Below are 18,045 nucleotides of genomic sequence, written 5' to 3'. Positions count from 1 at the left end.
TCAGGGAACGAGTGCGAGCTTCCCGCCCGGGTGCCCGGACTCCAGCAGTTCGGCGGCTTCGCGCGCCGACGCCAACGGGAAGGTCCGCGCGACCAGCACGTCGAGCTGCCCGGCTCCGGCGAGGTCGACCAGCCGCTGCCGGACGGAGTCCCGGAACGCCTTGCTCTCCGGCTGGGCACCGCCGACCGCCGGGAATCCGTCCGCCGCCGCCCTGGCCTGCGCGGCGATCGTGACGATGCGGCTCCGGTCGGCGACGAGGGCCAGTGAGACGTCGACGGCTTCGTCGGTCCCGACACAGTCGATCGCGACGTCGACCCCGTTCGGCGCGGCCTCGCGCACCCGGTCCTCGAGCCCGTCACCGTACGGCACCCACTCGCCGCCGTACCGCCGCACGGTTGTTGCTCCACGCTCCGACGCGGTGCCGAGCACCCGGGCTCCGAGCGGACGGAGCAGCTGCAGGACACTGAGCCCGACGGCACCCGAGGCGCCGTGCACGAGCACCGTGTCGTTGCCGGAGGCCCGGGTGACCCGGATCACGTCGGCCGCCGTGGCGCCGGCGAGCAGCAGGTTCGCCGCCTCCGGGAACCCGAGCGATGCCGGCTTCCGGAAGACGTCGACCGCTGGCACCGTGAGCGATGCCGTCCACCCGCCGGCGATGCGGAAGGCCAGGACCTCGTCGCCGACCGCGAACGACACGTCGGGTCCGACGGCGGAGACGACCCCGGCGACCTCGTAGCCGATCGGCATCGGGTACGCGGAGGGGTCGCCTCCGCGGGTGTGCTTCGTGTCGGCGGGGTTCATGCCAGCGGCGCGCACCTCGATCGTGACCTCGCCGGGTCCCGGCGCCGGGACCTCCACGTCGATCGCTTCCAGGACCTCGCTGCCGCCGGGACGCGGCGCCACCCACTGTGTCGTCATGTCCCGGACGGTACCCGCCGCCCTGGACAGGAGTCCGAGACAGACGGGAGGCCCGGTGCCAGCTGGCACCGGGCCTCCCGTCCGCGCGTGGCTAGGAGCGCGCGACGCGCACGCGGTCCGCGAACGCCGCGTGCAGCGGGTGTTCCGCACCCAGACCCGTGATCTCGGTCACGACGTCGGCATCCGACTTGTCGGATGCGAGCAGCGCCTGCAGCTCGACGCTCTGCTCGTCGTCGGGGACGTCGAAGCGGAGCGCAGCGCCCATCGCGTCGAGGAGCGCGACGGGCTCGGTGCCGTCCTCCGCGAGTGCCGCTGCCGGTGAGACGAATCGCTCGTCGCGGGAGAGCTTGCGGAGCGGCTGCCGACCGACGCGGGTGACCGTGTCCGGCAGGTGCGGGTTCTCGAACCGGCCGATGATCGCCTGGACGTAGGCGCGGTGCAACTCCGGGTCGAGCTCGTGGCGACGGACGAGGAGGTCGCTCGTCTCGGCGAGCACCGACTCGAGCTCGGACCGGACCGCGGGGATCGCGATGGCGTCGGAGATCTTGTCCGCTCCCGCGAGGAACCCGTGGTACGCGACCGTGGCGTGCCCGGTGTTCACCGTGAAGAGCTTGCGCTCGATCGACGCCGCGAGGCCGTCGACGTAGTGCACGCCGGGGATCCCCGGCTCGGGGCCCCCGAACGGCGTGCGGTCGATGGCCCACTCGAAGTACGTCTCGACGGTGACGTCGAGGCCGGCGCCCTCCGGCTGGGCCGGGACGATGCGGTCGACCGCGGTGTTCGCGAAGACGGCCTTCGCGAGCGCCTGGTCGCGGGCGTCCGACGGCAGCGCGTCGACGATGAACTCGCGGAGCCGGTCGGTCGCGTTGATGGCGTTCTCGCACGCCATCACGGCGATCGGTGCGGCGTCGGCCGGTCGTGCCTGGAGGGCCGCGGCGATCACGGGGGCGATGAACTTCAGCACGTTCGGACCGACGGCGCAGGTGACGATGTCGGCCGCCGCGATCTCGGCGACCACGGCGGCTTCGTCCTGGGCGCTGTTGAGTGCACGGAAATTCGTGACCTCGTGGTCACGGGCACCGGCACCGACCTCGTGCACGGTGTACGAGTCGGCAGCGGCCAGGGCGTCGATCAGCGGCGCGGCGACGTCGGCGAAGACGACCTCGTAGCCGGCCTCGTGCAGGAGCAGCCCGACGAAGCCGCGGCCGATGTTCCCCGCGCCGAAGTGGACGGCGGTGCGCTGGTCGGTCACTCGTTGACCTCGCCGAGGATGGCCAGGATCGCGGCGACGTCGGGGGCGTCCGTGAGCGCCTGGACCTGGTCCTCGTCGGAGAACACGATCGCGATCTTGGACAGGATGTCGAGGTGCTCGTTGTTCACCCCGGCGATGCCGACGACGAAGCGGACCTCGTTGCCGTCCCAGTCGATCGGGGCCGCGTAGCGGATGAACGACAGCGCGGACGACTTGATGGCGTCCTTCGCGTCGTTGGTGCCGTGCGGGATGGCGAGGAAGTTGCCCATGTACGTCGAGACGCTCTTCTCGCGCTCGAGCATCGCCGGGTAGTACTCACCGGTGACCGCGCCTGCAGCCTCGAGGATCTCGGCCGCCTCCTTCATCGCTTCCGACTTGGTCGGAGCGGTGTCCTCGGCGTGGATGCGGATCTGGCTCTCCTGCAGGACGGGCATGGGTGTTCTCCTTGCTTCGTGGACGTGGTGGAGGGGGCAGGCCGTGGCCCACCCCCTCCGATACTGCACTGCGTTACTGGTTCTTGAGCTGTTCGACGACCTGGTCGTACTGCGGCGCGTTCATGAAGTTGCCGACCGACACGTGCTGTGCGTTCGGGGTCTTCTGCTTGGCGCGGTCCGTCAGCTCTTCCTGCGTGATGACGAGGTCCTCGTCGCCGGACAGGTTCGCGATGGCCTTGTTGACGACGGTGACGCCCTCGATGCCGGCCTTCTTGATCTTGTTGCGGAGGACGCTCGCACCCATGGCACTCGAGCCCATGCCGGCGTCGCAGGCGAACACCACGTTCTCGACCCGGGTCGCGGTCGTGGTGCCGCCGACGGCAGCTGCCTCGTCGGCGTTCGCCGGGGCGTTGCCGCCGAAGAGACCGGCGGTCGCCGCGTTGGCGTCACGGCCCTTGGTGGCCTGCATCTTGTCGAACGCCGCCGCCATGTCGCCGCCGCCGGACGCGAGGTCGCGCTTGCGGGTGGCGATGAGGAAGAACGACGCCACGGCGAAGGACACCGCTGCGGAGAAGAGCACGGACAGGATGACGCCGACGAAGCTGTCCTTCGCGGTCGCACCGAGCACGGCGAAGATCGACCCGGGCGATGCGGGAGCGACGAGGCCGGAGTGGAACGCCACGTTGGTCGCGACACCGGTTGCACCACCGAGGATGACGGCGATGAACAGGACCGGCTTCTGCAGCACGTACGGGAAGTAGATCTCGTGGATGCCGCCGAAGAACTGGATGATGATCGCGCCGGGAGCGGTCGAGCGGGCGATACCGACACCGAAGAACGTGAAGGCGAGGAGGATGCCGAGACCGGGGCCGGGGTTCGCCTCGAGGAGGAACAGGATGGACTTGCCGGACGCCTGCACCTGCTGCGCGCCGAGCTGGTCGAGCACACCGTGGTTGATCGCGTTGTTGAGGAAGAACACCTTCGCCGGCTCGATGATGACGCTCGCGAGCGGCAGCAGCGAGTGCTGGACGAGGAAGTTCACCGCGGCACCGAGCCCCTCGGCGATCAGCTTGAACAGCGGGGCGAGCCAGAAGAACCCGATCATCGCGAGCACGAAGCCGAGGATGCCGGCCGCGTAGTTGTTCACGAGCATCTCGAAGCCCGGCTTGATCTTGCCGTCCCAGATCTTGTCGATCTGCTTGATGAGGTACGCGCCGAGCGGCCCGCAGATCATCGCGCCGAGGATCATCGTGGTGCCGTTGGCGCCGATGATGACGCCCATCGTCATGATCGAGCCGACGACGGCGCCGCGGGTCTCGTAGACCATCCGGCCGCCCTGGATCGCGATCGCGAGCGGGATGAGGTAGGTCAGGATCGGACCGACGAGGCCGATGTTGGCCACGCCGTTCGTCTCGCCGAACCCGCCGAGGATGCCCACGGGGGTCCAGCCGGTCTCGATGAAGAAGGCGGTGATGATGCCCCACGCGATGAAGATCGCGATGTTGGGCATGACCATGCCGGAGAGGAACGTGCCGAACTTCTGAACGGCGACGCGTGCGCCGCCCCGCGACTTCGCGGGGGCGTCGGGCGCTGCAACGGACGACGTTGTCATGTGCGGTGACTTTCTGTGTGGTGGTGCTGCTGCTGTGTCAGGGAAGGGGTGGTGCTGGGTGGGCTCAGACGGCGTGCGCGGCCGCGGCGGCGGACTTGGCTGCTGCCGCCGTGGACGCGGCGAGTGCCGCCTGGGCCATCTCGCGGGCCTCGTCGAGGGTGTGCTTGCCGAGTTCGGCACGCACGTCGGCGAGGGCTGCGGGGGTCATGGAGAGGGTGGTGGCGCCGAGTCCGACGAGGACGACGGCGAGGAGCGGGTCGGCGGCGGCCTCGCCGCAGATGCCGACGGGCTTCGACGCGCCGACACCGGCGGTGCCGAGCTGCGCGACGAGACGGAGGACGGCGGGGTGCCAGGGGTCCTGGTAGCTCGCGACGGTGCCGAGCATGCGGTCGGCGGCCATCGTGTACTGGGTCAGGTCGTTCGTGCCGATCGACACGAAGTCGGCCGACTGGAACACCTGCTCGGCCATCAGCGCGAGCGAGGGCACCTCGGCCATCACGCCGGCGGTCCTGATCCCGAGTTCACGGGCGAGGTCGACGAAGTACTCGGTCTCCTCGGCGTCGGCGACCATCGGTGCCATCACCCAGAGGTCGGCCTCGGTCTCGGCGTCGGCCTGCGCGAGCGCGGTGAGCTGGTCGCGGAGCACCTCGGGGTGGTTCCGGAGCGCACGGAGCCCGCGGCGTCCGAGCGCCGGGTTCTCCTCGTCCTTGTCGGTGAGGAACGGCAGCGGCTTGTCGGCGCCGGCGTCGAGCGCGCGGACGACGACCTTCTTGCCGGGGAACGCGGCGAGGAGCTGCTTGTACGACTCCTTCTGCTCGTCGACCGTCGGGGCCTTCGGGGAGTCGAGGAAGAGGAACTCGGTGCGGAAGAGCCCCACGCCCTCCGCACCGAGAGCGACGGCGCCGGCGGCGTCTGCCGGGCTCCCGAGGTTGGCGAGGAGCGGCACGACGTGGCCGTCGGCGAGGGCACCAGCGGTGAGGGGCGCTGCTGCGGCGGCGAGGCGGTCGGCGATGCGCTGCTCGACGTCGGCGACGAGTTCGGCGGACGGCTCGGTGACGACGGTGCCGGCAGCGGCGTCGACGACGACCGTCTGGCCGTCGGCGAGGTCGTCGGCGCCGGTGACACCGACGATCGCGGTGATGCCCTTGGCGCGGGCAAGGATCGCGGTGTGCGAGGTCGGGCCGCCGTCACGGGTGACGAGGGCGAGGACCTTGTCGAGGTCGAGGAGTGCGGTGTCAGCGGGGGCGAGGTCGCGGGCGACGAGCACGAAGGGGGTGTCCGACTCGGGCACACCGGGTGCGTGCACGCCCCGGAGCTTGGCGATGATGCGCTGGGCGACGTCGTCGAGGTCCGTCGCGCGCTCCCCCATGTAGCCGCCCATCGAGACGAGCAGGTCGCGGAACTGGCCGAAGGCCTCGAACACCGCGCGCTCGGCGTTGGTGCCGCCGTCGATGCGGGAGTGCACGTCGTCGAGGAGCGTGGGGTCCTGCGCCATGAGCGCCTGCGCCTCGAGCACGGCCTGGGCGTCGCCACCGGCGAGCTGTCCGCGCTTGGTGAGGTCCTCGGCCACCGCGGCGAGCGCTTCGTGCACCGCCTGCTTCGCGTCGTCCGCCGAGCCCTCGAGCGCCGCGGTCGACGGTTCGCCGAGCGGGTCCGCCATCCGGAGCACGGGGCCGTGGGCAACGCCGCGGCCGACGCCGGTTCCGAGCAGTTCGGACATTCGAGACTCCTTCATCTCACGCGCGCTTGCGGTGGGGGCCGGTGGTTCTGGTCGTTCTGGTGGTTCGGTGCACAGCGGCACGAACGGACCACGCCCGTGCGGCTTGGCAGCACACTACATCGATCCGCGTTGACAAACAAACACATCCGGGGATAAAAATGCACAAACAGATGCCCGTTTCGGTCTGAGCCGCCCCCAGTTCGGGCGTCGATCCCGACGAACACCGCCGTCCGTGCCCGTTCTGATCCGTTCGAGCCGGACCGCTCCACCCGACACCCTCCCGAGACACCGAGGTCCGATGTACGCACCAGAGCGCCACCAGCGCATCGTCGAGCAGGCGCGCGCCAACGGCCGGGTCGACGTCAAGGACCTGGCCGAGCTGCTCGAGGTCACCCCGGAGACGATCCGGCGTGACCTGACGTCGCTCGAGCGTCGCGGCCTCGTCCGCCGCGCCCACGGTGGTGCGATCCCCGTCGAGCGGATCACGCTGCACCCCGGTGTCGGCGATCGCGGCGGCATCAACCAGGCCGAGAAGATGGTCATCGCCGAGGCCGCGCTCGAGGAACTGCCGGAGAACGGCTCGATCATGATCGACGCCGGCACGTCGACGATCTGCCTCGCCGAGATGCTCCCCACCGACCGCGGCCTGACCGTCGTCACGCACTCGCTCCCCGTCGCGATGGCCGTCGCCAACCGCCCGGGGATCGACCTGCACCTGCTCGGCGGCAACATCCGCAGCGACTCCCTGGCCGGGGTCGGCACCTGGACGCACCAGCTCATCGGCATGGTGAGCGTCGACGTCGCCTTCATCAGCATCAACGGCATCACCCCGGAGCGCGGTCTCACGACGCACAACATGGCGGAGGCCGCCGTGAAGAGCGCCATGATCAAGTCGGCCCGCCGGAGCATCCTGCTCGCCGACCACACGAAGTTCGGCCGGGAGGAGTTCGGTCGCGTCGCCCCACTGGCCGCGATCGACACGATCATCACCGACCCAGCCGTCAACCTGGACCTCGTCCGCGAGGTCGAGGCAGCAGGCACCGAGGTCTTCTGGCCCGGCCGTCCCTGACCGCCCGCCCGGTTCCGTCCACCCCCTGCTCGCTACCATGAGCGCACCACCCATCGACTAGGAGTTCATCGATGTCCGAAGCCACCCGCACCGTCACCGTCGCCAGCGGATCCGGTCTGCACGCTCGTCCCGCGTCGCTCTTCGTCCAGACCGTCACCGCGTCGGGTCACCAGGTCACGATCGCCAAGGGCGACAAGTCCGCGAACGCCGGCAGCATCCTCGGGCTCCTCGGGCTCGGCGTCGAGAACGGCGACGAGGTCACCCTCACCGTGTCCGGCGACGACGCTGAGACGACTGCAGACAGCCTGGTCGAGTTCCTGAAGACGGACCACGACGCGGCCTGATCGCGCGCGTCGCGACCACGTCCTGACGGGAGGCACGGTGCCGGCTGGCACCGTGCCTCCCGTCTTTCCTGGTCGCGTCCAGGGCTGTCGGCGGCCGCCGATAAGGTGGTCTGCATGACACGCCTGCGCCTCGCATCCGTCAACGTGAACGGCGTCCGCGCCGCGTTCCGCAAGGGCATGGGCGACTGGCTCGACGGGCGGGGCGTCGACGTCCTCGCCCTGCAGGAAGTCCGCGCATCGACCGACGACCTCACCGCGCTCCTCGGCGACGGGTGGGACATCGTGCACGACCCCGCCTCGGCGAAGGGCCGCGCGGGCGTCGCGATCGCGTCACGGCACACGGCGCACATCCACCGCGTCGAGCTCGGACCGTCGGAGTTCGACTCCGCCGGTCGCTGGCTCGAAGCCGACTACGAGATCGACGGCACCCTCGTGACCGTCGTGTCGACGTACGTGCACTCGGGCGAGGTCGGCACCGAGAAGCAGGACGAGAAGTGGAAGTTCCTCGACGCGATGACGGAGCGACTGCCGGAACTCCGCGAGCACAACTCGCTCGCGGTCGTCGTCGGTGACCTCAACGTCGGTCACGACGAGCGCGACATCAAGAACTGGAAGGGCAACGTCAAGCGTGCCGGCTTCCTGCCCAGGGAGCGCGCGTACTTCAGCCGCTTCTTCGGCGCCGACGGCGAGCAGGTCGAGGGTGCTGACGGGTCGACGGGCACCGGCCTCGGCTGGGTCGACGTCGGTCGTGGCCAGGCCGGCGACGTCGACGGTCCGTACACGTGGTGGTCCTGGCGCGGCCAGGCCTTCGACAACGACACCGGGTGGCGCATCGACTACCAGATGGCCACGCCCGACCTCGCCGCGAAGGTGAGCTCCTACACGGTCGACCGCGCCGCGGCGTACGACCAGCGATGGTCCGACCACGCCCCCGTGGTCGTCGACTACGAGCTCTGACTCCCCACCCTCTTCCAGCAGTACAGGAACACCACCATGACCACGACCCGCATCTTCTCGGGCATCCAGCCGTCCGCCGGCTCGCTGCACCTCGGCAACTACATCGGCGCCCTCATGCAGTGGAGGGACCTGCAGGACGACCACGACGCGATCTACTGCGTCGTCGACATGCACGCCATCACGAGCCCGCAGGACCCGGCCGAGCTCCGCGCGAGCACCCGTGCCACCGCTGCGCAGTACATCGCATCGGGCATCGACCCGTCGAAGTCGACCCTCTTCGTGCAGTCGCACGTGCCCGCGCACGCCGAGCTCGCGTGGGTGCTGAACACCCTCACGGGCTTCGGTGAGGCGAGCCGCATGACCCAGTTCAAGGACAAGTCGGCGCGCCAGGGGACCGAGGCAGCGTCGGTGGGCCTCTTCACCTACCCCGTCCTGATGGCCGCGGACATCCTGCTCTACGACACCGCCGTGGTGCCGGTCGGTGACGACCAGCGGCAGCACGTCGAACTGACCCGCGACCTGGCGAACCGGTTCAACTCGCGGTTCGGCGAGACCTTCGTGGTGCCGAAGGCGCAGATCGGCACCGAGTCGGCGCGCATCTACGACCTGCAGGACCCGACGAGCAAGATGAGCAAGTCGGCCGCGTCGGACAACGGGCTCATCCGCCTGCTCGACGACCCGAAGCGCACGGCCAAGAAGATCAAGTCCGCGGTGACCGACACCGAACGCGAGATCCGGGCCGACCGTGCCGCCAAGCCGGGTGTCACGAACCTGCTCGCGATCCTGTCGGCGTTCACGCGCACCCCGGTCGCCGAGCTCGAGTCGTCGTTCGCCGGACGAGGCTACGGCGACCTGAAGGGCGAGGTCGCGGACGCGGTGGTCGCCGAGCTCGAACCGGTGCGCGCCCGCACGCTCGAGCTCCTCGACGACCCGGCGGAGCTCGACCGTCTGCTCGCCGTCGGCGCCGAGCGTGCCGAGTCCATCGCCGATGCGACCCTGGCGCGCGTGTACGACCGCATCGGCTTCGTCCCGCGCGTCCGGCGCTGACCGTGCTCCCCGTCACGCTGGCGTCCGAGCGCGCCCGGCTCGACCTCCCCACCCGTGCGGACACCGTCGCGATCACCGAAGCGTGCCAGGACCCGGACGTCATCCGCTGGACGACGATCCCCACGCCGTACCGGCCGCAGGACGCGAACGCCTTCATCGACGCGCTCGTGGGGCCGGGGTGGGCGTCCGACCGCGAGTACACGTGGGCGATCCGGCAGCCGGGGTCGACCTGGCTCGTCGGCGTCATCTCGTACCGCACCCAGCGCCGCGACATCGGGTTCTGGCTCGCCCCGTCCGCGCGCGGCCACGGACTCGTGCACGAAGCGGTCACGCTCGTCGTGGACTGGGCGTTCGATCGTGGCGCCCCCGACGTGTACTGGGAGTGCTACGAGGGCAACGTGGCGTCGGCGAGCGTCGCACGACGTGCCGGGTTCTCGTACACGGGTACCGGCGACGCCGTGATCCCGAACCGGGACGGCACACCTGCCTCGGCTTGGAAGGGGCTCCGTCGCGCGGACGGCACGCCCGCATCCGACCTCGCCTGGCCCGCCGAGTCGTTCGCGGCCGCCCGGTAGTCTCGGACCGTGGACGGCAGCGCACCGACGACTCCCGACCCGGCCCCGTCGGCATCGCCGGCCGAGGTCAGGGCGATGCGCCGCGGACTCGAACTGGCAGCGCTCGGCCCCGTGCTCGGCGACCACGCCCGAGTGGGCGCCGTCGTGCTCTCCCCCACCGGCGAGGTGCTCGCGGAGGGCTGGCACAAGGGTGCCGGGACGCCGCACGCCGAGGTCGACGCGATGGCGAAGCTCCGACCCGAGCAGCTCCGCGGGGCGACCGTCGTCGTGACGCTCGAGCCGTGCGACCACACCGGACGGACCGGCCCGTGCTCCGTGGCGCTGATCGAGGCCGGCGTGGGGCGCGTCGTGTACGCGATCGACGACCCCGGAGCGGACGTGCACGGCGGTGCCGACCGGCTGCGAGCCGCCGGTGTCGACGTCGTGTCGGGCGTCCTGGCGGACGAGGCCTCCGCGTTCCTCGAACGCTGGCTCGCATCGGTCCGTTTGGGACGCCCGTGGGTGACCGTGAAGTGGGCGTCGAGTCTGGACGGCCGGGCAGCAGCAGCCGACGGCACGAGCAAGTGGATCACGGGAGCGGCCGCCCGCCAGCACGTGCACGAGCAGCGCGCCTCGCACGACGCGATCGTCGTCGGGACGGGCACCGTGCTCGCCGACGACGCGTCGCTGACGGCACGCGGCGACGCCGGCGAACTCCTCGCCGACCAACCCCTCGCGGTCGTCCTCGGCGACCGCCCCGTCCCCGCTGACGCCGCCGTCCGACGCCACCCCCGCGGCTTCGTGCAGCTGCCAGGACACGACCTCGATGCGGCGCTCCGTGCGCTCGGCGACCGAGGTGTCCGCACGGTCTTCGTCGAGGGCGGCCCGACCGTCGCGTCGGCCTTCATCGCCGCCGGACTCGTCGACGAGTACCTCGTCTACGTCGCGCCGGTCGTGCTCGGCGGCCCCCGTGTTGCGCTCGGTGACGTCGGTGTGGGAAGCATGAACGAACGTCTGCGGTTGGACGTACTATCGACAACCAGCCTCGGCCCTGACCTGCTGGTGCGTGCACGTCCGTCCGGTCGCGACCCTGAGCGACGCCGCCACGACGACCACACGAACGACGGGGCCCGTAACGACCGGAGTACCCCATGACCGACGCGCTGACCTCCCCCACCCCCGGGAGTCCGGTCCAGTTCGAGGTGTCCACGAACGTCCCGACGAGCCACGGCACCTTCGAGATGCGCGCGTACCGCGACCTGGTGACCGGTGCCGAGCACGTGGCGATCATCGGTGCGCTGCCCGACGGCTCCGCACCGACCGACGGCGCGCTCGTGCGGGTGCACTCGGAGTGCCTGACCGGAGAGGCATTCGGTTCGCTGAAGTGCGAGTGCGGTCCGCAGCTCGACGCCGCCCTCGACACGATCGCCGCGGAAGGCGGCGTCGTGGTCTACCTGCGCGGCCACGAAGGACGCGGGATCGGACTCGTCAACAAGCTGAAGGCCTACCGGCTGCAGGAAGACGGCCTCGACACGCTCGACGCCAACCTGGCGCTCGGTCTCCCCGCGGACTCCCGCGAGTACGGCGGTGCCGCCGGCATCCTCACCGACCTCGGCATCGGCCGGGTGCGGCTGCTGTCGAACAACCCGGAGAAGCGTCGTCAGCTCGAAGAGCACGGCATCACGGTCGACACACTGGTCCCCCTGGTCGTCGGTGTCTCGGCGCAGAACGCCGGGTACCTGGACACCAAGCGCGACCGCATGGGCCACGAACTCCCCGGACACCTGCAGGTCGGCGCGCACAACTGACACTGGGATACCAGCTCCTCGGCGGATTCGCAGGTTGCCGACATCCGTCGTACACTGAGGTCTCCCGTCACAAGCGGTACATCACCAACCGAACGCACCCGGTCGAACACCAGCGCCACCTGCGCGAACCGATCGGTGTCCGCAGTCCGGTACCGCTGCGTCGCCTGCACGACGCTCTGCTCGGAGTCCACACCGTCCCATGTCCGCCACATCGGCAGCACCAGCACCCGCACCCGCCACGAACCCGCGTTCCCGCGTCGTCGTCGCGAGCCTCATCGGCACGTCCATCGAGTTCTACGACTTCTACGTCTACGCGACCGCCGCGGTCCTCGTCTTCCCGACCCTGTTCTTCCCGAACGAGGACCCCACCGCGTCGCAGCTGTCGTCGTTCGTGACGTTCGCGCTCGCGTTCTTCGCGCGTCCGGTCGGCTCGATCATCTTCGGTCACTTCGGTGACCGCATCGGCCGGAAGACCACCCTCGTCGCATCGCTGCTCGTGATGGGCACGGCGACGTTCCTGATCGGCTGCCTGCCGACGTTCGACTCGATCGGCATCTGGGCACCGGTCCTCCTCGCCGTGATGCGCTTCGCACAGGGTGTCGGCCTCGGTGGCGAGTGGTCCGGTGCGGCCCTGCTCGCGACCGAGAACGCCCCGAAGGGCAAGCGCGGCGTCTTCGGCTCGATGCCGCAGCTCGGCGCCCCGATCGGCTTCCTGCTCGCCAACGGCCTGTTCATCGCGATCAACGCCGCGATGCCCGCCGGCGCCGACGGCACCCCGAACCCCGACTTCCAGGCATGGGGCTGGCGTCTGCCGTTCCTGCTGTCGGCCGTGCTGGTGCTCGTCGGGCTGTACGTCCGCTTCCGGCTGGTCGAGTCGACGGTCTTCCGCGGCGTGCAGGAGTCCGGCACGGTCGCGAAGGTCCCGCTGGGACGGGTGTTCCGCACCTCGTGGCGCGCACTCATCGTCGGCACGCTCGGCATGGTCGCCACCTACGTGCTCTTCTACTTCATGACGACCTTCACGCTGTCCTACGGCACCACCGGGTCGACCGCCTCGGCACTCGTCCCGAAGGTCGGCCTCGGCTACTCGCGCGGCGAGTTCCTGACGCTGCTGATGATCGGCGTGGTGTTCTTCGGCATCTTCACGCCGATCGCCGGGCTCCTCGCCGACAAGTTCGGCCGTCGGAAGACCCTCATCCCGACCACCATCGGCATCGCGCTCTTCGGTCTGACGTTCCAGTTCTGGTTCGCCGCCTCGACCGGCCCGATCACCGTCGTCACCTTCCTCATCGTCGGCCTGTCGCTGATGGGGCTGACGTTCGGCCCGATGGGCGCGCTGCTCCCCGAGCTGTTCCCGACGAACGTCCGCTACACGGGTTCGGCGATCGCGTACAACGTCGCGTCGATCCTCGGGGCGTCGCTCGCACCGACGATCGCGCTCGCGCTGTGGAAGCCCGACGGCAACATCTTCCTGGTCGGGCTGTACCTGACCATCGCCGCCGTCGTCACGCTCGTCGCACTGCTCTTCATCCGCGAGACGAAGGGCGGGGACTTCGGCGACGGGGACGCACCGCGGGTCCACGCCGACCCGACCGCCTCGGACGGGCACGTGCACACGTCCGGCAGCCTCGCGCCGTAGACGCGACCATCGTCCGAGACGGGAGGCCCGGTGCCAGCTGGCACCGGGCCTCCCGTCCGTCTGCGCGCACGTTCCCTCCCACAACGCGCGCGATGGGAGGTCGAATCGCGCGTAGGTGCGCGGAAAAACGCGCCGCCTACGCGCGATTCGACCTCCTGCGCGCGATACGACCACCCCGCCCCGCTCGCCCCGGCCGGCGCCGACCGCCCCTGCCGCCGCCCCGCTCCGCCCCGCTCCCGAACGACAGCATCGCTGTCGTACGACAACGATGCTGTCGTTCCTTGCGCGCGCGGGATGCTGCAGACGCGCCGCAGCGACAAGGTCGTTGTCGTACGACAGCGATCTTGTCGTTCTGAGTCGGTCCCGTCAGTCCGCCGAAGCCACCAGCGCACCCAGAGCACCCACCGCACCCACCCCAACCCGCCCCTGCGCGTCAACTCAGGTTGACAAGCACCGAGCGTCAATGTAGGTTGACACGCATGGACCGGCCGACGATCACGAACCTCGCAGCGGGGGCAGCGGGAGACGATCCGTTCTCCGCCCTCGCCAGCGTGCGCGAGCTCCGTCGCGAGCTCGACCGCACCGAGGAACTCGCCGCACGACGCGCGAGGAACGCCGGCGCCTCGTGGCAGGAGATCGCGACGCTCCTCGGCGTGAGCCGTCAGGCAGTGCACAAGAAGTACGGCAGAAACTAGGAATCGATGAGCTCCCCCTTCGCCCGCCCGAAGAAGACCGACGGACCCCGCGCAACCTTCGGCCGCCTGCTGTCCTACCTGTTCGAGAACAAGCCCGCGATGGTCGTGATCATCGTGCTGAGCATCCTCGGCGCCGGGGCGTCACTCGCCCAGCCGTTGCTCGTGAACCAGGTCGTCACCGCGGTCCAGCACGGCAACACGCTGAGCATGCTCGTGTGGGCGCTCGTCGTGCTGGTGATCGTCGCTGGTGTGCTCAACGGCGTCCAGCACTTCCTGCTGCAGCGCGCGGGGGAAGGCGTCGTCCTCTCGACACGTCGCAAGCTGATCGCCCGCATCCTCAACCTGCCGATCTCCGAGTTCGACACCCGGCGCACCGGCGACCTCGTGTCCCGCGTCGGCAGCGACACGACCCTGCTCCGAGCGGTCCTCACGCAGGGCCTCATCGAGTCCATCGGCGGCATGCTCACCTTCATCGGGGCGATCATCGCGATGGCGATCATCGACCCGCTGCTGCTCGGCATCACCGTCGCGATCGTCATCGTCGCGATCGTCGTGGTCGGTGGGCTGAGCCGCCGCATCCGCATCGCGTCGAAGCGCGCGCAGGAGAAGGTCGGCGACCTCACCGCCGCGGTCGAACGCGGCATCGGCGCCGTCCGGACCATCCGCGCCGCCGGCGCCACCGAGCGCGAGGTCCACGAGGTCGACGGCCACGCGACCGAGGCGTACAAGCGCGGCCTCGACATCGCGAAGATGTCCGCGTTCGTCGTGCCCGTCGCGAGCATCGTGATGCAGGTCGCGTTCATCGCCGTGCTCGGCGTCGGTGGCGCGCAGGTGGCCGCGGGGACGATCACGATCGCCACGCTGATCACGTTCATCCTGCTGCTCTTCATGATGATCATGCCGCTCGGCCAGGCGATGGGTGCAGCGGTCGCCGTCGCGCAGGCACTCGGCGCGCTCGGCCGGATCGAGGAGATCCTGCACCTGCCGACGGAGGACCAGGATGACGCCGCGGTACACCCCGCCGCCGCCATCGCGACCGACGACGCCATCACGTTCGAGCACGTGTCGTTCCGGTACGCCCGCTCCGCGGACGCGTCCGGTCCCGACGGCGCAGAAGGCGCGAGCGGCCAGCCGGGAGGCCCGGATCGCCGCCTTGACGTCGCCGACGACGAGCAGGCGGTCCTGCACGACGTGTCGTTCCGTGTGCCGCGCGGGTCGCGTGTCGCCCTCGTGGGCCCGTCCGGCGCCGGGAAGTCGACGACCCTGGCGCTGATCGAGCGCTTCTACGACCCGACCGAGGGCGTCATCCGTCTCGGTGGGATCGACGTCCGTGGGCTCGACCGCGACGAACTCCGCGCGCAGATCGGGTACGTCGAACAGGACGCCCCCGTGCTCGCCGGCACCATCCGGGCGAACCTGCTGCTCGGGTCGCCGAACGCCAGCGAGGACGACTGCGTCCGTGTCCTCGAGGCCGTCAACCTCGGCGACGTGCTGCACCGCGACCCGCGTGGCCTCGACGCGCAGGTCGGCGAGGACGGCGTGATGCTCTCCGGTGGTGAGCGCCAGCGTCTGGCGATCGCCCGTGCGCTGCTCGCCGCTCCCCCGATCCTGTTGCTCGACGAGTCCACGTCGTCGCTCGACGGCGTGAACGAGCAGAAGATGCGCCTGGCGATCGACGCCGTCGCCGAGGACCGCACGCTGCTCGTCATCGCGCACCGCCTGTCCACCGTGGTCGACTCGGACGTCATCGTCGTGCTCGAGCACGGACGGGTCGTCGGCGTCGGGACGCACTCGGAGCTGGTCGAGTCCACGCCGCTGTACCGCGACCTGGCGAAGCACCAGCTCCTGGTCTGACCCGCTCGGGTCAGAGCTGCGCGCCTCCGGGGTTCGCGAGCCCCTCGTCCATGTCGCTGGGTTCGACGTGACCGCCGGCGGCAGCGATCTCCGCGAGTGCCGCCTCGCTCCGCGTCGGGTCCACCCCGACGACGAGGTCGGTGTACACGCCGACATCGAGGCCCGCATGGACACCGTCGAGGGCGGTGGCCCGGACGCAGTGGTCGGTCGCGATGCCGACGATGTCGATGGCGTGCACCTTGCGGTCGTAGAGCAGGTCGGTGAGGTCCTCGCCGGACTCGGTCGTGCCCTCGAACGCCGAGTACGCGGGCGCTCCCTGCCCCTTCATGACGTGGACGTCGATGGGTGCGGTGTCGAGTTCCGAGTGGTAGTCGGCACCCGGGGTCCCGGCGACGCAGTGCACCGGCCAGGTCGTCTCGAAGTCGGGCGCGCCGCCCACCGCGAAGTGGCCGCCGTTGTCGTCGTCGCCGTGGTGCCAGTCGCGCGACCCGACGATGAGGTCGTACTCGTCGGCGTGCCGGCCGAGGAACGCCGTGATGCGTGCGGCGACCTCCGCACCGCCGACGACGCCGAGCGCGCCGCCCTCGGTGAAGTCGTTCTGCACGTCCACCACGAGGAGAGCCCTGGTCATGGGCCCATCCAACACCAGGTCGATCAGGAGTTGGTGAGCTTGTTCCCGCACGAGTAGGCGGCAGCGGTGACCGCGTCGAGGGCGGGCAGCGCGGCCGCGCGGGAGGACCCGATGGCGTAGAACGCGAACGTCAGCTTCGTCCCGTCGGCCGCGTCGATGTACCCGCCGAGCGTGTTCGCGCTGTCGATCCACCCGGTCTTGGCGTGCACCTTGCCGCGCGCGACGGCGTTCGCCCCCGTGAAGCGGCTGGACAACGTGCCCGACTGCCCGGACACCGGCAGCGCCTGGGCGAGTGTCCCGAGGCCCTTCGCCCCGGCCGCGACCTGGACCATCAGGTGCGCCACGAAGTTCGGCGAGACGGCGTTCGACGCGCTCTCGCCGGAGCCGTCCTTGATGACGATGCCGGCTGGGTCGACGCCGTACGACGCGAGGGCCTTCTGGTAGACGCCGGTCAGTGACGCCGCAGACCCGTCTGAACCGGACTCCTTCGACGAGATCCGCGCGAGCATCTCGGCGAGGGTGTTGTCCGAGTTCGGGATCATCTGGCCGATGAGGGTCGACACCGGCTGCGACGACACCTGCGCGATGGTGCTCTGGCTGGTGGTCGCGCGCTTCACGATCTGGGCGTTCGCGGCACCGACGACGCCGGCGTTCGCCAGGGCCGTCCGGAACGCCGCACCTGCACGCCCGACCGGGTCCTCGGAGCGGGGCGAGGTCGCGGCGCCCGGGTTCGCGCGATCGCCGTCGACCATCAGCGCGGTGACCTCCGGCTGGTACCCGATCGTCCGCTCGCTGACGGGCCACGTCGGGTCCCAGGCGTCGGCGTCGTTCCAGTAGGTGTCGTCGGTGACGATCGTCGAGACCGCGGTGTCGCCGAGCTTCGTCTTCACCTGCTGCGCGAGCTGGGCCAGCGTCGGGGCGCCCGGGTACACCGTCGCGCCGCCCGCCGAGAGCGTCGCGTCGCCGTGTCCGACGAGTGCGATCGTGCCGCTGCCCTCATCGGTGACCGTCGTCGGGATCGTGTGGTCGCCGCCGAGCACCGCCAGTGCGGTCGCGGTCGTGAGCGTCTTCATGACGCTGCCGGTCTGCGCGGCGGTGTCGCCGTTCTTCGAGAAGAGCATCTCCCCGGTGGAGGCGTTCATCACGTAGCCCTCGAAGTTCCCGAGACCGGCGGCGGACGCCGGGCCGGCGATCGAGCAGGTCCGGAGCGCTGACGGCCCGGGGGCGTCGGACGGCACCGTGCGGGGTGCCACCGTCGGGGTCGGCGTCGTGCTCGCCGTCGGCGTCGCGGTGCTGCTCGTCGTCCCCGCGGCCGACGGCGCCCTGGACGCCGATCCGGTCAGAGCGGTCGCCGCGGCGACCGCGACGGCACCGCCGGAGCCGAGCACCAGGACGGCGGCGAGGCCACCGATCGCCCATGGCAGGGGCTTCTGCGCGATCGACCCGCGGATCGCGGTGAACACGCCGCGGAGGCGGTCGGGGACGGACTCGTGCTCGGACATCGGGACCGA

Annotated in this window: 16 protein-coding genes and 1 pseudogene; 10 read left to right on the top strand and 7 right to left on the bottom strand. The window is 70.5% G+C overall.

Going from position 1 to position 18,045, the window contains the following annotated elements; all coding sequences use genetic code 11:
* The 5 genes from ACIPJ2_RS16335 to ptsP all read right to left on the bottom strand — a co-directional run bounded on the left by ACIPJ2_RS16335 (position 1) and on the right by ptsP (position 5,936).
* Positions 1-918: an NADP-dependent oxidoreductase gene (locus ACIPJ2_RS16335; protein WP_402729686.1), complete on the bottom strand. Its 918-nt coding sequence runs from the start codon at positions 916-918 to the stop codon at positions 1-3.
* A 91-nt stretch (positions 919-1,009) separates the two neighbouring features.
* Positions 1,010-2,170: a mannitol-1-phosphate 5-dehydrogenase gene (locus ACIPJ2_RS16330; RefSeq protein ID WP_402729685.1), complete on the bottom strand. Its 1,161-nt coding sequence runs from the start codon at positions 2,168-2,170 to the stop codon at positions 1,010-1,012.
* Positions 2,167-2,604, bottom strand: a complete 438-nt coding sequence (locus ACIPJ2_RS16325) for a PTS sugar transporter subunit IIA (protein WP_281265048.1) — start codon at positions 2,602-2,604, stop codon at positions 2,167-2,169. The genes ACIPJ2_RS16330 and ACIPJ2_RS16325 overlap by 4 nt, the downstream gene beginning before the upstream one ends.
* A 73-nt stretch (positions 2,605-2,677) precedes the next feature.
* Positions 2,678-4,216 carry a PTS mannitol transporter subunit IICB gene (locus ACIPJ2_RS16320; protein WP_281265049.1) on the bottom strand — a complete coding sequence of 513 codons (1,539 nt, stop codon included), beginning with the start codon at positions 4,214-4,216 and terminating at the stop codon, positions 2,678-2,680.
* A 64-nt stretch (positions 4,217-4,280) separates the two neighbouring features.
* On the bottom strand, positions 4,281-5,936 hold the full coding sequence (ptsP, locus tag ACIPJ2_RS16315) for a phosphoenolpyruvate--protein phosphotransferase (RefSeq protein WP_402729684.1): 1,656 nt from the start codon (positions 5,934-5,936) through the stop codon (positions 4,281-4,283).
* A gap of 298 nt (positions 5,937-6,234) precedes the next feature.
* Here ptsP and ACIPJ2_RS16310 point away from each other — a divergent pair, with 298 nt between their 5' ends.
* The 10 genes and pseudogenes from ACIPJ2_RS16310 (at position 6,235) to ACIPJ2_RS16265 (ending at position 15,903) form a co-directional block, all read left to right on the top strand.
* Entirely contained in the window at positions 6,235-7,005 is a 771-nt protein-coding gene (locus ACIPJ2_RS16310) for a DeoR/GlpR family DNA-binding transcription regulator (protein WP_281265051.1), read from the top strand.
* A gap of 71 nt (positions 7,006-7,076) precedes the next feature.
* On the top strand, positions 7,077-7,349 hold the full coding sequence (locus ACIPJ2_RS16305; RefSeq protein WP_111106577.1) for an HPr family phosphocarrier protein: 273 nt from the start codon (positions 7,077-7,079) through the stop codon (positions 7,347-7,349).
* A 114-nt stretch (positions 7,350-7,463) separates the two neighbouring features.
* Positions 7,464-8,306, top strand: coding sequence for an exodeoxyribonuclease III (locus ACIPJ2_RS16300; protein WP_402729683.1), 843 nt, complete (start codon positions 7,464-7,466; stop codon positions 8,304-8,306).
* A gap of 36 nt (positions 8,307-8,342) precedes the next feature.
* The gene (gene trpS, locus ACIPJ2_RS16295) at positions 8,343-9,353 is read left to right on the top strand and encodes a tryptophan--tRNA ligase (RefSeq protein ID WP_402729682.1); all 1,011 of its coding nucleotides are present in this window, start codon (positions 8,343-8,345) and stop codon (positions 9,351-9,353) included.
* A 2-nt stretch (positions 9,354-9,355) separates the two neighbouring features.
* The gene (locus ACIPJ2_RS16290) at positions 9,356-9,928 is read left to right on the top strand and encodes a GNAT family N-acetyltransferase (RefSeq protein WP_402729681.1); all 573 of its coding nucleotides are present in this window, start codon (positions 9,356-9,358) and stop codon (positions 9,926-9,928) included.
* 75 nt (positions 9,929-10,003) lie between these two features.
* The gene (ribD, locus tag ACIPJ2_RS16285) at positions 10,004-11,062 is read left to right on the top strand and encodes a bifunctional diaminohydroxyphosphoribosylaminopyrimidine deaminase/5-amino-6-(5-phosphoribosylamino)uracil reductase RibD (RefSeq protein WP_402729721.1); all 1,059 of its coding nucleotides are present in this window, start codon (positions 10,004-10,006) and stop codon (positions 11,060-11,062) included.
* Positions 11,063-11,091: 29 nt separating this feature from the next.
* Positions 11,092-11,715, top strand: a pseudogene (gene ribA / locus ACIPJ2_RS16280) (GTP cyclohydrolase II); the annotation flags it as partial.
* A 199-nt stretch (positions 11,716-11,914) separates the two neighbouring features.
* The gene (locus ACIPJ2_RS16275; protein WP_281265055.1) at positions 11,915-13,354 is read left to right on the top strand and encodes an MFS transporter; all 1,440 of its coding nucleotides are present in this window, start codon (positions 11,915-11,917) and stop codon (positions 13,352-13,354) included.
* A 479-nt stretch (positions 13,355-13,833) separates the two neighbouring features.
* Positions 13,834-14,049, top strand: coding sequence for a hypothetical protein (locus tag ACIPJ2_RS16270; RefSeq protein WP_123656074.1), 216 nt, complete (start codon positions 13,834-13,836; stop codon positions 14,047-14,049).
* 6 nt (positions 14,050-14,055) lie between these two features.
* Entirely contained in the window at positions 14,056-15,903 is a 1,848-nt protein-coding gene (locus ACIPJ2_RS16265; RefSeq protein ID WP_402729680.1) for an ABC transporter ATP-binding protein, read from the top strand.
* Between the two features lie 10 nt (positions 15,904-15,913).
* Here ACIPJ2_RS16265 and ACIPJ2_RS16260 read toward each other — a convergent pair whose 3' ends face one another.
* Positions 15,914-16,534, bottom strand: a complete 621-nt coding sequence (locus ACIPJ2_RS16260; protein WP_402729679.1) for an isochorismatase family protein — start codon at positions 16,532-16,534, stop codon at positions 15,914-15,916.
* 23 nt (positions 16,535-16,557) lie between these two features.
* Complete coding sequence (dacB, locus tag ACIPJ2_RS16255; RefSeq protein WP_402729678.1) at positions 16,558-18,036, bottom strand: D-alanyl-D-alanine carboxypeptidase/D-alanyl-D-alanine-endopeptidase; 1,479 nt, start codon at positions 18,034-18,036, stop codon at positions 16,558-16,560.
* Positions 18,037-18,045: the final 9 nt, after the last annotated feature.

This window comes from Curtobacterium sp. NPDC090217, from assembly GCF_044746705.1.
Taxonomy (GTDB): domain Bacteria; phylum Actinomycetota; class Actinomycetes; order Actinomycetales; family Microbacteriaceae; genus Curtobacterium.
The sequence above is the reverse complement of the archived record's forward strand: the minus strand, read 5'-3'. Positions and strand labels throughout refer to the sequence as shown.